Raw genomic sequence first — 15238 nt, forward strand, 5'->3', positions numbered from 1 at the left:
GTGATCAGGAACGCCGCAGCCGTTCCAGCTGGCTGAGCACGTCGCCGACGATCTGGTCGATCGACCATCCGGTGATATCGCGCGCGCCGGCCACGCCGTCGGTGGTCGCCATCAGCGCCCATGCCACGCTGCGCCGCGTCTCCGATGCCTCCAGGGCGGTGAAGGCCGCCAGCGGCCGCGACCGAGCGCCGACGCGGTAGGTCACGACCCGCTCCGCCTCGAGCGTGATCGTCAGCATGGCAGTGCCGTCGTCGCTCCATACCCGGCTGTCGGCCCACCCTTCCTGCACCATCGTCTCGCATACCGACCGCAGCGCCGGAAGCGCGCGCTCCTCGATCTGGCGCTGTATCTCCGCACGGCTCGCGGGCACGAACAATCGCTTCAGCCTTTCGCTCATCGCCGGCGACTGTGCGTCGAGCGAGACGCCGGCCAAGTCCGCATTGGTCTGCCGGATCAGTCCGAACGACAGCATCAGCATGATGAAGCAGAACGGCAGCGCCGCCAGCAACGTCGCCGCCTGCAACGCGCCCAGCCCGCCGGCGACCAGCAGCAACGCCGCGGTGACGCCCAGCAGGATACACCAGTACATCCGTTGCCAGCGCGGCGTATCCTCCTCGCCACCCGATGCGAGCGTATCGATCACCAGCGCCCCCGAATCCGCCGACGTGACGAAGAACACGCCGACCAGCACGATCGCCAGCGCGGAGGTGAAACCGGCGCCGGGCAGATATTCGAGGAACTTGAACAGGGCGGTCGACAGGTTCGCCTGCACGGCCTGCGCGATGCCACCCGCCGCCGGCCCCAGGTCGAGCGCGATCGCCGTGTTGCCGAAGACGGTCATCCACAGGAAGGTGAAGGCGGTGGGCACGAACAGGACGCCGATGACGAACTCCCGGATCGTTCGTCCGCGCGAAATCCGGGCGATGAACATGCCCACGAACGGCGACCACGCAATCCACCACGCCCAATAGAACAGCGTCCAGTCCGCCATCCATGCGCGGGGTTCATAGGCATAGAGGGTGAAGGTCCGATTCACGAAATGATCGAGATACAGGCCGAAATTCTGGACGAGCGCGCGCAGCAGGAACAGCGTCGGCCCCACGCTCATCACGAACAGCATCAGCAGGACGGCAAGGATCAGGTTCAGCTCGGACAGGCGCCGCACGCCACGATCGGCGCCGCTCAGCACCGACAGCGTCGCCGCCCCCATCACGACGGTGATCAACCCGATCTTGACGCCCAGCGTATCGGGCACGGCATATTCATACGCCAGCCCCGCCGTGATCTGCGACACGCCGAACCCCAGCGATGTCGCCACGCCGAACACCGTGCCGCAGATCGCAAAGATGTCGATCGCATCGCCCAGCGGTCCGTTGATCCGCTTCCCCAGGATCGGCGACAGGCCCGACCGCATCGTCAGCGGCAATCCCTTGCGATAGGTGAAATAGGCAAGGCTCATGCCGACGAGCGCGTAGATCGCCCAGGCATGGACCCCGTAATGGTGAAAGGTGATCGCCATGGCTTCGCGCGCCGCCAGAACCGTTCCCGGTGCGACGTCGGGCGGGGCGATGTAATGCTGGATCGGCTCGGCCACCGCGAAATACATCAGGCCGATCCCCATCCCGGCCGCGAACAGCATCGCCAGCCACGAAACATAGGGAAAGTCCGGCTCGGCATCGTCCGGCCCCAGCTTCAGCCTCCCCGCCGGCCCGAAGCCCAACGTCAGGACGATCGCCAGAAACGCCGCGACCGACGCGATGTAGAACCAGCCGAACGTGTCGATGGTCCATGCCTGCGCCGCCTTGAACGCGGCGTCTGCGGTACCCGGCATCGCCATGGTGGAGACGAGCATCGCTGCCACGACCGCGCTGGCGCCCCAGAAGACACGCGGATTCATCCGAGTTTTTAACATTTTGGCGCTTTAGCGGGGATCGGTCCGAAAGCCCATATCGCGGTGGTCAGACCAGCATGTGTGTGAAGCGCGGCGTCAATATCTCCCGCATCGCATCACCGTCACGAACGACGATCCGCGCCGCAATATCGAGTAACCCGATCGTCTCGCCGGCCGGATATCCGACCGCGATCGCCGTCGCGAGGGCGTCAGCGAGCACCGCCGTCGCGGCGATGACACTCACCGACACGACGCCGTTCGTCGCCGGTCTGCCGTTACGCGGATCGATCGAATGATCGCCGCGGACGTAATTGCCCGACGTCGCGACCGCGCATTCGTGCAGCGCGATCCGCAGCGGCGACGGCCGGATGCCCACCGGCTGTTCCAGGTCGACCCACCACGGATCGCCATCGGGCCGCATTCCCCGCCCCGCCAGCTCGCCACCGATCTCGACCAGGCAGTGCCGCACGCCCCGCGCCGCCAGCAGATCGGCGACCGCATCGACGGCATAGCCCTTCGCCACGCCCGACAGGTCGAGCGCCAGCCCGCCCGGTTGACGCAGCCGCCCCCCGCCCGGATCGCGCCGCAACCGCTGCCATCCCGATGCCGCCCGCGCCGCAGCGATCGCGGCGGCGGCGGGCTCCGGCTGCGGTCCCGGCGGCCCGAAGCCCCACAGATCGACCAGCCGCCCGATCGTCGGATCGAACGCCCCGCCGCTGGCATGGGCGACGCGCAGCGACAGGTCGACGACGGCTGCGAAATCCGGCGACAGATCGGTCCATCCGCCTGCCGCCAGCGCATTGAATCGGCACAGGTCGGACGTCGGCTCCCAATGGCTCAGCTGCGCCACTAGACCGGACAGGCGCGCGTCGACCTCGCCACGCAGCGCGGCCGTATCGACGTCCTCCCGCAGCGCGCACAGGACGCGCCACCCCGTCCCCATCGTTTCGCCCGACAAGGTCACAACCGCCGCGTCCGGGTCATGATCGGTCAGCGCCGCCGCCGATGGCTCGGTGGGCAGCACGATGCGCGGCAGGCTCAGGGCGTCATGACCTCCAGCGTGGTGACATAGCCCATCCGCCGCCCGGTCGCGCGCGTGACGGTCGGCTTCGCGTCCTCCTGCGATGCACTCAGCCAGTACATCCCCGCCGCCGGCCAATCCACCGTCAACACCCCGTCGGCACCGGTCGTCAGCTCGCGCGCACCCTCGGCATTGCGATAGCGCTTGCCGCCCGGCACGACGGTTACCTTCAGCCCCGGCGCCGGCCGCCCGTCGACCAGGAAGCGGAACCGCGCCTGCTCACCCGCGACCAGTTCGTCGGGATGGGTGACGAAATCGACTTCCAGCCCCTTGCCCGCAGGCTTCAGGACCGTCCGCGTCGGTTCGCCCGCAGTGACGAATACCTCGTTACGGTTGCTGGTTTCGATCAGCTTCACCTCGGTAGCATCCGCCGGGATGTCGGCGACGGTCAGCGGCGGGCGGCGCGCGCCGTCCGGTCCCGGTGGCCCACCACGCCCGCCAACGCGCTTCTCCTCGCCATTCACCTTGAAACTGCCCATCAGCCCCGACATTTCAGTCCCGATCTTCCACGTCCCGGGCTTGTCGAGCTTCACGTCGAACACCGAACGATAGCGACCGGTCGCGCCGTTCTGCACCTGTCCGGCGCTGCCATCGGGTTGCCACACCTTCACCATTTCCAGCCGGCCGGGCTGGTGGTCGGCATAGAACAGGTCGTTCGATGCGGCGAAGTCGACCGTCACCCAGCTGTCGGTGCCGGAAAACACGGTGCCCGACGGCAGCAGCCACAGCCGATGCGCCGACACGACGGTGGGGATGGAGAACAGGGCAGCGGCAGCGAGCAGATGGCGCGCGCGACGGGTCATGGGAATCTCCTCGGAAAAGGGTCAGCGGGCGGCGAGCGTCACGGCGCCGAGTTCATGTGATCCGGTCGCGCGCGCGGTCTTGGCCGGCACGCTGAGCGGCACCTGTACCAGCTCGCGGCCACCGGTCTCGCGCGCGGCCTCGACATTCAGCACGTAATTGCCGGGGCGCAGGTCGGTCGGCAGCGCGATGCTGTGGGTGCCGGGCGCGCGGGTCGCGCCGCTAACGCCGTTCGCGGGCAGCTGCAGGCTGCGACCGCCCTTGCGCCACCATGCGCGCAGGTCGGCAAGCCACTTCGTCCCCGGCTCGGCACCCGATTTGCGGATGTCGTACCACAGCGCCAGCGTCCGCGACGCGCCGCCGCCCGCCGGCTCGACCCACACCGCGACATAGGGGCGATGATATTCGGCGACCGACAACCGTGGGATGGTGACGGTGATCGTCCCCGCGGGCGGTGCGGGCGCAGCGGCAACGGTCGCGCCGCCCAATACCGCCAGTGACAGGATACGCATCAGGTGATCTCCCAAAGCTCAATGGATCAGGAACAAGGCAAGGATTACGGGCAACGCCACCCCAGCCGCCACCAGCGGCCATGTCGACGGGCGCCGCTTGGCATGGAGTTGCAACAGCAACAGCCCGGTGATGGAGAACAGGACACAGGCGACGGCGAACACGTCGATGAACCAGAACCACGCCGTCCCGGCGTTACGCCCCTTGTGCAGGTCGTTGAGGTAGCTGATCCAGCCGCGATCGGTCGTCTCTGCGCGGATCGCACCGCTGGTCAGGTCGATGCTGACCCACGCGTCGCCACCGGGCCGGGGCAGCGCGACATAGGCTTCGCCGTCCGACCATTCGACCGGACGCCCGGCGACGTTCAGCGCAACCTGCCGTTCGATATCGGCCGCGACGGGTGCGGGCACGGCGCCCTTCGTCGCAGCGGCGGCGGTCAGCGTCCGCAGCAGGCTTCCCGGCAGCTGCGCCGACCGTTCGACTACCACCGGCTCGGCGGAGATCGCCCCGGCATGGTTGAGCGTAATGCCGGTGATGGCGAACAAAAGCATCGCCGCCAGCGACACGCCCGCGCTGATCCAGTGCCACGCGATTAGCTGTTTCGCCCACCATGACCGCCAGTTGCGCCGGCGCTTGACGGCGGCGCTGGTCATGCATCGGCCCAGCGGCGCAGCAGATTGTGGTACAATCCGGTCAGCTGCACGACGACCGCATCCCCCTGCCCCCGCTCGCCGCCCAGCGTCTGCACCGACTGGTCGAGGTCGAACAACAACCTGCGTTCGCCATCGTCGCGCACCATCGACTGCAGCCAGAAGAAGGCGGCGGTGCGCACCCCGCGCGTGACCGGGGTCACCCGGTGCAGACTGGACGCGGGATACAGCACCATATCGCCCGCAGGCAACTTCACCGTCTGCGGCCCGAACCGGTCCTCGATCACCAGTTCACCGCCGTCATAACTGTCGGGGTCTTCGAGGAACAACGTCGCCGACAGGTCGCTGCGGATGCGGAAATCGGTGCCACGCTTCATCCTTATGGCATTGTCGACATGCAGCCCGAACGCCTCCCCGCCCTCATACCGGTTGAACAGCGGCGGAAAGACCTTCAGCGGCAGCGCGGCGGCAATGAACAGCGGCGATTGGCCCAGCGCGTCGAGCACGATCCCGCCCGCCTCGCGCGCCGCCGCGCCGTCCTCGGGCAGCTGGCGGTTACGCTTGGCGAGTGCCGATTGCGGGCCGGAGGTGACGTTGCCGTCGACCCACTCGCCCGCCGCCATCAGCGCGCGGACGCGGTCCAGCATGGCGGCGTCCAACACCTGCGGAATTGCGATCAGCATGGAACGCCGCCGTCCTCGTTAGAAGTTGTAGTAGAGGCTGAGCACCGCCTGCCGCCGGTCGCCGGGCATCGCCCAGCCCCCGGTCACCGCGCCGGTCGTGGCATTTACGTTGCTGCGGATGCCGGTCAGGTAGCGTTCGTCGGTGAAGTTTTGCACGTTCAGCTGCACAGTCGCCCGCTCCGCAATCGTATAGGCCAGATAGGCCCGGTGGATCAGATAGTCGTCGGCGCGGAATTGCAACGGTTGCAACGCATTCGGCACGTTCAGCGCGATCGCCCCCTGATAGGTTAGGCCATAGCCGACCTCCAGCCCGAACGGCAGCTTGTAGGTGGTGAACAGCGATCCCGAATGTTCGGGCGTCTGCACCAGCGCCGCATCCGCCTGCGGATCGCGGACCCCGGCGGCGAGATCGCGGTCGGAAATCGACTGGCGCACCCGTCCATCGAGATAGGTGTAATTGGCGAATAAGGTCCATGCCGGCAGGATCGATCCGGACAGCCCGAGCGCAATTCCGTCGACCCGCGCGCGACCGTCGAGCACCTGCAGGCCCGCGGGCAGCGCCGGATCGTTCGACGGCACGCGGTAGTTGGTGCGTTCGTTGCGGAACACCGCGGCGGTCAGTTCCAGCTTGCGCCCGAACAACGCGGCCTTCACCCCCGCCTCGATATTCTCGGCAGTCTCCGGCGCGACGGCGCAGGGGTCGGCGGCACCGGCTGCGGTCGGCACGCCGCACCCCAGCCGCACCGTCTGCGACGACGGCGTCTTCGACTTGCCATAGCCGGCATAGACGCTGACCGCTTCGACCGGGTGGAATACCGCGCCGCCGCGATAGGAGAACAGGCGCTCGGTCGATCGCTGCGGCTGCTGTTGCAGCGTGGTCAGCGGCGTCGTCCCCGGCGGAACGACCGCCAGCGGCAGGTTGCGGAACGTCGCGTCCTGCACCTCCCAGCGCACGCCGCCGTTCAGCTCGAAATAGCGGCCCAGTTCCAGCGTATCGAACGCATAGACCGCCAGGTTCTGCGTTTCCGACCGCGACCGCGCGGTCACGGTCCGGTTGACCGGACCGGTCCAGCGCGTGTCAGGGTTGGCAATCGGCAGGTCGGGCGGCGTCACCGCGACACCCGTCGCGGTCCGCAACAGGCTGCCGCTGATGATGTGATAGTTTTCGATGGTGCCCGAGACGCCGATATTGGCGACGTTGCGGACCCGGCCTTTCTCACCCGCCTCGTGGCGCAGGTCGATCTGGTCATAGAGCAGGTCGTTGACCTGATCGCGCACCAGCCCGCGGGGACCCGACGGCCGCCAGTTGCCGCGCGCCAGCCCGGCGGGACAGGCGATGCCGACCGTCGACGCGGCGTTGGCGCCGACCGGCTGCAACCCGGTGGTGCTGAGGCAATAGGTCCCTTGCGGTGCGCTGGTGACGCTGTCCTGTGCGACCCGCTGCCACCGCGTCAGGTTCCGCACCGACAGGCGGTCGTCGATCGCATGGCGGAAGGTCGCGGTGAAGCGGTCCACCGTCTGGTCCTGCCGGTCGAGATTGGCGATCCCGTAATAGTCCGACCGGTCGACGCCCGGCAGCACCCCGCCGCCGATCGGGCTCTGGAAATACGGCACGCCATAGAGCGGCGTGTTGCGATCCTCCTGATGGACATAAGCGAGCGTCAGGCTGGTCGGGCCGCCGATGCCGATCGTGACCGACGGCGCGATGCCCCAGCGTTCGAACTTCTCGACTTCGCGGCCGGGTACGTCGTTGTGGTGATAGGCGCCGGTCAGCCGCACCGCGACCAGATCGGATACACGCTTGTTGGCGTCGATCGACGCGCGGTAATAGTCGTCGGTGCCGACGGAAGCCTGTACAATCGACAGGTCCTCGACGCCCGGCACCTTCGACACCAGGTTGATCGTGCCGCCGACCGATCCCGATCCGTTGAAGACCGTGTTCGCGCCGTTATAGACTTCGATCTGTTGCAGGTTGAACGGATCGGTCCGGCTGTACTGGGCCGAGTCCCGCACGCCGTCGACGGTGATGTCGTTGGCCGCCGAATAGCCGCGCAGGTTGATCGAATCACCATAGCCACCGCCGCCTTCCCCCGCGCCGAAAGTGATGCCCGGAATTGTCTGCAGCGCATCGCGCAGCGTCTGAAGGTTCTGCTTGCGGATCGTCTGGTCGTTCAGGACCGTGATCGTCTGCGGCGTGTCGCGCAGCGCGGCGGTCGCCTTCGGGCTTTCGACCTTCGCCGCGGGCGGCTGATGGCCATTGACGACGATGCCGTCACGATCCTCGACCTGGTCCTGCGTCATCAGGGCATGGCCCGACGGACGCGCCACCGGTTCCGCTGCCATTGCCGGTGCCGATGCAATGAACCCAACACAGGTCATTGCGAGAAAACTCGTCTTTTCGATCATCTGATCCCCCCAAGTTGGAGCCCAGCTATTGCGAGTTACTCGCAGAGTCAATGCTAATGCGAGCTGTTCTTAATATTCGTGCCGGATCGCCAATCGGATGGGTACCCGCTACAGCATGCGCATGATGGAGGTCGGTTTCGGCGGCGGGTGCCATTGGTGTACCGAAGGGGTGTTCCAGATCCTGCTGGGCGTCGACTCGGTCGATCAGGGGTTTCTCCAGTCGGACCCGCCTTGGGCCAGCTGGGCCGAGGGGGTAATCGTCCGCTTCGACCACAATGTCATCCCGCTCGATACGCTGATCGAAATCCACCTGCGCACCCATTCGGCGAACAGCGGCTATTCGCCCGCGGGCCGCTATCGCAGCGCAGTCTATGTCAGGGACGACGTGCAGCAGGCGCTGGCGGTGGCGGCAATCGCCCGGCTGACCGACACGATCGACACCGCCGGGCGGACACGCGTGCTGTCGCTTGCCGGTTTCCGTCCGTCGGAGGAGCGCTATCGCAACTATTACCGCACCGACCCCGACCGGCCGTTCTGCCGCCGCTATATCGATCCCAAGCTCGCCGCCATTCGCCGTGACTTCGCCGCCATCGCGTTGCCAGACGGCGGATAGCGGGTCGCCCCGCCGCTGTGCTAGGCCGCGGTGGTGACAATCGTTCCCCTGTCCCTGCCCGACGCCAGCCTGCCCCCGGTCGATTTCGTAGTGATCGACGTCGAAACATCCTGCGCGCGGGTGTGCAGCATCTGCCAGATCGGCATCGTCGGCATGCGCGACGGTGTCGAGGTCTTCGCCTACGAAACGCTGATCGATCCGTGCGACGACTTTTCGCCGTTCAATACCCGCATCCACGGCATCGCCAGCGAGCATGTCGTCGGCAAGCCGACCTTCGCCGACGTACATGCCGTCGTCGGCGGCCATCTTAACGGTCAGACGACGGTGGCCCATTCGACGTTCGACAAGGGCGCGCTGGCGGCGGCGTGCCGACGCCACGGCCTGCCGCCGATCGAAACGGTGTGGCTCGACAGCGTACGCATCGCCCGCCGCGCGTGGCCCGACCTGCCCAACCACAAGCTCAATACGCTCAGCCGCTTCCTCAAAATCTCCCATCGCCACCACGATGCGCTGAGCGACGCGCGGGCGTCGGCGATGGTGGTGGTGCATGCCACGACCCAGACCGGCCTGTCGCTGGCCGACTGGTCGTCGCCGACCCCGCCGCGCACGCGTTCGACACCACGGCCCGCGCTCGAGGGGCCGCTGAAAGGCCAGAAAATCGTCATTCTCGGTTCGCCGAAGGACGGTCCGCTGGCACAGCGATTGGCGGCACAGGGCGCGCGGATCATGGCGACCTTGGGCACCAGTGCGACCATGCTGGTCATCAGCAACGCGCAACCCTTTGGCCGGTTCATCCACGCCCATGCCGACTATCGCCGCGCGGAGGAACTGCGTCGCGCCGGTGCCGCGATCGAGATCGTGGGCGAAGACGATCTGCTCGGCCGGATCGCGCGATAACCGGTCCCCGACGGGTTGCCCCGCATGACGAAGACCCTCTAGTAACCCGCTGACGTTGCGGGGAGAAGCTATTTGGAAGTCGTGTCGATCAGCCTGTTCCTGCTGCTGGCGGTGGTCATCAGCGGCGCGATCGCCCGGATGTTGCCGTGGTCGGTGCCGACGCCGCTCGTCCAGATCGCACTCGGCGGGGTGATCGGCCTGTCGACCGAGCACCGGGTCGACCTCGACCCCGAACTGTTCCTGTTCCTCTTCCTGCCGCCGCTGCTGTTCCTCGATGGCTGGCGCATTCCCAAGGACGAATTGTTCAAGGATCTGTCGACCGTCGTCGAACTGGCATTGGGGCTGGTGCTGATTACCGTCGTCGGCATGGGCTTCTTCATCCACTGGATGATCCCGGCCATGCCGCTGGCGGTGGCGATCGCGCTGGCGGCGGTGGTGTCGCCGACCGATCCGATCGCGGTGTCGGCCATTGCCGCGCGCGTGCCGATCCCCAAGCGGATGATGCACATCCTCGAAGGGGAATCGCTGCTCAACGACGCGTCGGGCCTCGTCTGCCTGCGCTTCGCCATCGCCGCCGCCCTCACCGGCACCTTCTCGGTCACTGCCGCCGCGCTCAATTTCCTGTGGGTCGCGGGCGCCGGCCTGGCGATCGGCGTCGTCCTCACCATCGTCGTGTCGCGCGCCAAGGCATGGGTGACGCGCCGCTTCGGCGAGGATAGCGGGTCGCAGATCCTCGTCAGCCTGCTGATCCCGTTCGGCTCCTACCTGCTCGCCGAGCATTTCCATGCCTCGGGCATCCTCGCTGCGGTCGGCGCGGGGGTGACGATGACCTATACCGAGATTTCGAGGGCAGCGATGGCCGCCACGCGGATGCGCCGCAACTCGGTGTGGGACATGATCCAGTTCGCCTTGAACGGCATCATCTTCGTCCTGCTTGGCGAACAACTGCCCGCGATCCTCGATGGTGCGAAGGACACGGTGGCGCTGACCGGACACGCCTCGCCATGGTGGCTCGCGGTCTATGTCCTTGCGATCGTCGCCGGATTGGCGCTGCTGCGCTTCTGCTGGGTGTGGGTGTCGCTGCGCCTGACGATCCTGCGCAAGGCACCGCCGGGCGCGATGCGCAGCCCCGACTGGCGGCTGGTGGCGACGACCTCCTGCGCCGGGGTGCGCGGCGCGATCACGCTGGCCGGCGTGCTGACCCTGCCGTTGACGCTGACCGACGGTAGCGCCTTTCCGGCGCGCGACCTCGCCATCTTCCTTGCGGCGGGGGTCATCATCGTGTCGCTGCTGCTGGCGACCTTTGCGTTGCCGATCCTGCTGAAAGGGCTGACGCTGCCGGCCGAACCCTCGCATCAGGCCGAGGAGGACGCCGCCCGGATCGCGACTGCCAAGGCGGCGGTGCGCGCGATCGAACGGCAGCAGCATGTCCTCGCCGAAGCCGGCGACGACCCCGATCTCTACGCCGCCGCCGGCGCGCGGGCGATGGACGTGTATCGCGAACGGATCGACGGGCTGGCCGGCGGGGCGTCCGATGCGGTGCGGACGCAGGAGCGGCTATCCGCCGAACTGGCGCTGACCGGGGTGAAGGCCGAACGCGAGCAACTCAACCGGTTGATCCGCAACCGGACGATCGGCAGCGAAACGGCGCGAAAGATGGTGCGCGAGCTTGATCTGGCGGAAGCACGCTATCGCGGGTGACCCGGCGAATATTCTGGACGACGGCGGCGCAAGCTGTTCTGTTCGCGGCATTGCCTGCCAATCGAACGGAGGGTTGCCATGTCGCTGATCGTCAATGGAACGGAAGTGGCGCCCCCCGCCGATCCGCGCGTGTCGCTGCTCGACCATCTGCGCGAGGGGCTGCACCTGCCGGGTACGAAGAAGGGCTGCAACCAGGGGGCGTGTGGTGCGTGCACGGTGCTGGTCGATGGCGACCGCATCCTGTCGTGCCTTGCGCTGGCGGTGCAATATGACGGTCGGCGGATCACTACGATCGAGGGACTGGCCGACGATGACGCGCTGCACCCGCTGCAAACCGCGTTCATCGAACATGATGGGTTCCAGTGCGGCTATTGCACGCCGGGCCAGATCTGCTCGGCGATCGGCATGGCGGCGGAGGCGCGGCGCGGAGTGCCGAGCGTCCTGACCGGCGACCTCTCGGCCGACATCACCCTGACCCGCGAAGAGATACAGGAACGGATGAGCGGCAATCTGTGCCGCTGCGGCGCCCATAACGGTATCATCAACGCGATCCGCGCGACCGTCGCGGCGGAGGTCGCCGCATGACCCCGTTCGACTATGCCCGTCCGACCGATCTGGCCGAGGCGCTGCGGATGGGAGCCGCCGCCGGCGCGGCCTATCTGGGCGGCGGTACCAATATCGTCGACCTGATGCGCGAACGGCTGGCGCAGCCGAGCGCGCTGGTCGATGTCAGCACGCTGCCCGCGACGATCGCGGAAACCGACGGTGGCGGATTGATGATCGGTGCCGCGGTGCGCAACACTGCTCTCGCCGAACATCCGGTGGTGCGCAGCCGCTATCCGGTGCTGGCGCGGGCGATCCTTGCCGGAGCGTCGGCGCAGATCCGCAACATGGCGACGGTCGGCGGCAATGTGCTGCAACGGACGCGCTGTACCTATTTCTACGATGCGGAGGGTTCCAGCTGCAACAAGCGCGCGCCCGGACAGGGCTGCGACGCGGTGGGCGGGTTCAACCGCATCCATGCCGTGCTGGGCACCTCCGACGCCTGTGTGGCGACCCATCCGTCCGACATGTGCGTCGCGCTGGCCGCGCTCGATGCGATCGTCCACATCGATGGCCCGCTGGGGCAGCGCACGATGCCGTTCGGCGACCTGCACCGCCTGCCCGGCGACCAACCCGACCGCGATACGGTGCTGGCGCCCGGCGACCTGATCGTCGCGATCGAGCTACCGCCGCTACGCTTCGGGGCGAGCTCGACCTATCGCAAGGTCCGCGACCGGGCGAGCTACGCCTTCGCGCTGATCTCCGTCGCGGCGGCGGTCGAGATGGACGGCGACCGCATCGGCGACGTCCGCATCGCGTTCGGCGGCGTCGCGCCCAAGCCGTGGCGCGCGCTGACCGCCGAGGCGGCGCTGCGTGGCGGCCCGGCCACTGCGCAGGCGTTTCGCGACGCAGCGGCGGCGGAGTTTGCCGATGCGCGCGTGCTGCGCGACAACAGCTTCAAGCCGGTACTGGCGAGCAGGACCCTTGCCGCCGTGCTGGGCACGCTAACCACCGGAGAAGCGGCATGAGCATCGTCGATTCCGCCAAGCAGGCGGCACAGGGCCTGGTGATGGGCGCGCTACAAAAGCTGGTACCGCTCGCCCCCGACAGCTGGATTCCGGGCGGCAAGCCCGACCCGCTGATCGCGCGCAAGCATGGGCTGATCGGCAAGCCCGTCTCCCGGCTCGACGGCACGCTGAAGGTCACCGGCGCCGCACCGTTCGCCGCCGAATTTCGCTTCGACACCATGGTCTATGCCTCGCTCGCCTATTCGACGATCGCGCGCGGCCGGATCGTGGCGATCGATACGCAGGCGGCGGAAAGTGCGCCGGGCGTGGTGCTGGTGATGACTCATCGGAACGCGCCGCGCATGGCGACGCCGCCGGTGTTCGGCACGTCGGTGCACGCGATAGGCCCCGCCGACCTGCCGATCTTTCAGGACGACCGCATCCATTGGAACGGACAGCCGATCGCCTGCGTCCTCGCCGAAACGCAGGAACAGGCCGACCATGCCGCCGCGCTGCTGGACATCAGCTATGCGCCGGAACCGTCGATCACCGACCTTGCGGCCGCCAAGGCCAAGGGGCTCGAGCAGGGGCTGTTCATGGGCCAGCCGCTGCGCAACAGCATCGGCGATGCCGAGGGCGCACTTGCCAACGCCGAATACCGCGTCGACCAGCGGTATCGCACCCCGCGCCACAACCATAACCCGATCGAACCGCACGCCGCGACGCTGGCATGGGAAGGCGACACGCTCATCCTCCACGACGCCAGCCAGATGGTGACGCAGCAGGCGCAGAGCATGGCCGACGTCTTCGGGCTGAAGACCGAACAGGTCCGCCTGACCTCGCCCTATGTCGGCGGCGGGTTCGGCAGCAAGGGGCTGTGGGATCATCAGGTGATCGCCGCCGCCGCATCGCGCCTTGCCGGCCGTCCAGTCCGCATCGCCCTGTCGCGCGAGGGCGTGTACCGCACCGTCGGCGGCCGGGCGCTGACCGAGCAGCGCGTCGCGATCGGTGCGCGGGCCGACGGGACGTTTGAGGCGCTGATCCATACCGGCCTGTCGGTGATTACCCCGCACAACAACATGCCCGAACCGTTCATCCTCGGCACCCGCAGCGCCTATGCCGCGCCCAACCTGCTGCTGCAGGTCGAGATCGCGCGGATGAACATGCTCGCCAACACCTTCATGCGTGCGCCGGGCGAGGCGGTCGGCACCTTCGCACTGGAATCGGCGATCGACGAACTGGCGGTCGATTTGGGACTCGATCCGGTCGAGCTGCGCATCCGCAACGAACCGGAGAAGGACCCGACCAGCGGCCTGACCTTCTCCTCGCGCCATATCGTCAAGGCATGGCGCGACGGCGCGACCCGTTTCGGATGGGACGAACGCCCCGCCGTGCCGGGCGCGCGGACGGAAGGCGAATGGCAGATCGGCATGGGCTGCGCGACCGGGACCTATCCCTATTACCGGATGCCCGGCGCCGAGGCACGGATCACCTTATTGCGCGACGGCGACAACGTACGCGCGAAGGTGGAGGTCGCCGCGGCGGAAATGGGCATGGGAACGTCCACCACGACCGCGATCGTCGCCGCCGAACGCCTCGGGCTGCCGATCGACTGGATCGAGGTCGGCTATGGCGACAGCGCGATTCCCGGCGCGATCATGGCGGGGGGATCGCAACAGACCGCAGCGATCGGCGGGGCGGTGATCGCGGCGCATGGCGAACTGGTCGCCGCGCTGCTGAAGCTCGCCGGCAACGACTCGCCGCTCGCCGGACTATCGGCGAACGAGGTCGGCAGCGACGAGGGTGGCCTTGCCAAGCTCGACGATCCGTCACGCCGCGAAAGCTATGCCTCGATCCTCACCCGCGCCCGCCGTGACAGCGTCAGCGTGACGAAAGCGGGCTCGATGCCGCTCGAATTCATGCACTGGTCGATGCATTCGCACAGCGCGCTGTTCTGCGAAGTGCGGGTCAACCAAGTGACCGGCGAAGTCCGCGTCAGCCGCTTCCTCGGATCGTTCGACTGCGGCCGCATCCTCAACCCCAAGACCGCGACCAGCCAGTTCCGTGGCGGGATCATCATGGGCCTCGGCATGGCGTTGATGGAGGAGACGCAGTTCGACGAACGCAACGGCAGGATCATGAACCCCAGCCTCGCCGAATATCACATCCCGGTGCACCTCGACGTGCCGGAGATCGACGTGATCTGGACCGACATCCCCGATCCGCACACGCCGATGGGCGCGCACGGCATCGGCGAAATCGGCATCACCGGCGTCGCGGCGGCGGTCGCCAATGCGATCTACAACGCGACGGGCAAGCGTATCCGCGACCTGCCGATCACGCTCGACCGGCTATTATAGGGTCCGATACGCCCGCATCGAAACGTCACCCCAGCACAGGCTGGGGTGTCTTGCGGCTCCTGCTACGCGCTGCAACGGGGAGACCCCAGCCTTCG

Annotated in this window: 13 protein-coding genes; 6 read left to right on the forward strand and 7 right to left on the reverse strand. The window is 67.5% G+C overall.

What is annotated here, in order from left to right; all coding sequences use genetic code 11:
* Positions 1 to 4: 4 nt before the first annotated feature.
* From MF610_RS00225 to MF610_RS00255, 7 genes are all read right to left on the reverse strand, one after another.
* Entirely contained in the window at positions 5 to 1897 is a 1893-nt protein-coding gene (locus tag MF610_RS00225) for a BCCT family transporter (protein WP_242192123.1), read from the reverse strand.
* Positions 1898 to 1958: 61 nt separating this feature from the next.
* Complete coding sequence (locus MF610_RS00230) at positions 1959 to 2915, reverse strand: FAD:protein FMN transferase (protein ID WP_242192124.1); 957 nt, start codon at positions 2913 to 2915, stop codon at positions 1959 to 1961.
* Positions 2916 to 2929: 14 nt separating this feature from the next.
* A complete protein-coding gene (locus tag MF610_RS00235; protein WP_242192125.1) occupies positions 2930 to 3775 on the reverse strand; it encodes a DUF4198 domain-containing protein in 846 nt (281 codons plus the stop codon).
* Between the two features lie 21 nt (positions 3776 to 3796).
* A complete protein-coding gene (locus MF610_RS00240) occupies positions 3797 to 4285 on the reverse strand; it encodes a DUF2271 domain-containing protein (protein WP_242192126.1) in 489 nt (162 codons plus the stop codon).
* 18 nt (positions 4286 to 4303) lie between these two features.
* Entirely contained in the window at positions 4304 to 4936 is a 633-nt protein-coding gene (locus MF610_RS00245; protein ID WP_242192127.1) for a PepSY-associated TM helix domain-containing protein, read from the reverse strand.
* Complete coding sequence (locus tag MF610_RS00250) at positions 4933 to 5616, reverse strand: Fe2+-dependent dioxygenase (protein WP_242192128.1); 684 nt, start codon at positions 5614 to 5616, stop codon at positions 4933 to 4935. Before MF610_RS00250 ends, MF610_RS00245 begins: the two co-directional genes overlap by 4 nt.
* Before the next feature lie 18 nt (positions 5617 to 5634).
* Positions 5635 to 7959, reverse strand: a complete 2325-nt coding sequence (locus MF610_RS00255) for a TonB-dependent receptor (protein ID WP_242192129.1) — start codon at positions 7957 to 7959, stop codon at positions 5635 to 5637.
* 160 nt (positions 7960 to 8119) lie between these two features.
* On the opposite strand from MF610_RS00255, the gene MF610_RS00260 reads away from it, so the two are divergent.
* The 6 genes from MF610_RS00260 (at position 8120) to MF610_RS00285 (ending at position 15143) form a co-directional block, all read left to right on the forward strand.
* On the forward strand, positions 8120 to 8635 hold the full coding sequence (locus tag MF610_RS00260; RefSeq protein WP_242192130.1) for a peptide-methionine (S)-S-oxide reductase: 516 nt from the start codon (positions 8120 to 8122) through the stop codon (positions 8633 to 8635).
* A 33-nt stretch (positions 8636 to 8668) separates the two neighbouring features.
* The gene (locus tag MF610_RS00265) at positions 8669 to 9532 is read left to right on the forward strand and encodes a 3'-5' exonuclease (RefSeq protein WP_242192131.1); all 864 of its coding nucleotides are present in this window, start codon (positions 8669 to 8671) and stop codon (positions 9530 to 9532) included.
* A gap of 72 nt (positions 9533 to 9604) precedes the next feature.
* Complete coding sequence (locus tag MF610_RS00270) at positions 9605 to 11233, forward strand: Na+/H+ antiporter (protein ID WP_242192132.1); 1629 nt, start codon at positions 9605 to 9607, stop codon at positions 11231 to 11233.
* A 78-nt stretch (positions 11234 to 11311) separates the two neighbouring features.
* Positions 11312 to 11818 carry a 2Fe-2S iron-sulfur cluster-binding protein gene (locus MF610_RS00275; RefSeq protein ID WP_242192133.1) on the forward strand — a complete coding sequence of 169 codons (507 nt, stop codon included), beginning with the start codon at positions 11312 to 11314 and terminating at the stop codon, positions 11816 to 11818.
* Entirely contained in the window at positions 11815 to 12804 is a 990-nt protein-coding gene (locus tag MF610_RS00280) for an FAD binding domain-containing protein (protein WP_242192134.1), read from the forward strand. Before MF610_RS00275 ends, MF610_RS00280 begins: the two co-directional genes overlap by 4 nt.
* The gene (locus MF610_RS00285; RefSeq protein WP_242192135.1) at positions 12801 to 15143 is read left to right on the forward strand and encodes a xanthine dehydrogenase family protein molybdopterin-binding subunit; all 2343 of its coding nucleotides are present in this window, start codon (positions 12801 to 12803) and stop codon (positions 15141 to 15143) included. Before MF610_RS00280 ends, MF610_RS00285 begins: the two co-directional genes overlap by 4 nt.
* Positions 15144 to 15238: the final 95 nt, after the last annotated feature.

Origin of the sequence: Sphingomonas hankookensis, from assembly GCF_022664465.1 — a bacterium.
In the GTDB taxonomy this organism is placed as follows: domain Bacteria; phylum Pseudomonadota; class Alphaproteobacteria; order Sphingomonadales; family Sphingomonadaceae; genus Sphingomonas; species Sphingomonas hankookensis.

Bases quoted from the DNA above. Each gene is read 5' to 3' on its own strand.
- MF610_RS00225 (WP_242192123.1), bottom strand. From the start codon at position 1,897: ATGAATCCGCGTGTCTTCTGGGGCGCCAGCGCGGTCGTGGCAGCGATG.
- MF610_RS00235 (WP_242192125.1), bottom strand. From the start codon at position 3,775: ATGACCCGTCGCGCGCGCCATCTGCTCGCTGCCGCTGCCCTGTTCTCC.
- MF610_RS00240 (WP_242192126.1), bottom strand. From the start codon at position 4,285: ATGCGTATCCTGTCACTGGCGGTATTGGGCGGCGCGACCGTTGCCGCT.
- MF610_RS00245 (WP_242192127.1), bottom strand. From the start codon at position 4,936: ATGACCAGCGCCGCCGTCAAGCGCCGGCGCAACTGGCGGTCATGGTGG.
- MF610_RS00250 (WP_242192128.1), bottom strand. From the start codon at position 5,616: ATGCTGATCGCAATTCCGCAGGTGTTGGACGCCGCCATGCTGGACCGC.
- MF610_RS00255 (WP_242192129.1), bottom strand. From the start codon at position 7,959: ATGGCAGCGGAACCGGTGGCGCGTCCGTCGGGCCATGCCCTGATGACG.
- MF610_RS00260 (WP_242192130.1), top strand. From the start codon at position 8,120: ATGGGTACCCGCTACAGCATGCGCATGATGGAGGTCGGTTTCGGCGGC.
- MF610_RS00275 (WP_242192133.1), top strand. From the start codon at position 11,312: ATGTCGCTGATCGTCAATGGAACGGAAGTGGCGCCCCCCGCCGATCCG.
- MF610_RS00280 (WP_242192134.1), top strand. From the start codon at position 11,815: ATGACCCCGTTCGACTATGCCCGTCCGACCGATCTGGCCGAGGCGCTG.
- MF610_RS00285 (WP_242192135.1), top strand. From the start codon at position 12,801: ATGAGCATCGTCGATTCCGCCAAGCAGGCGGCACAGGGCCTGGTGATG.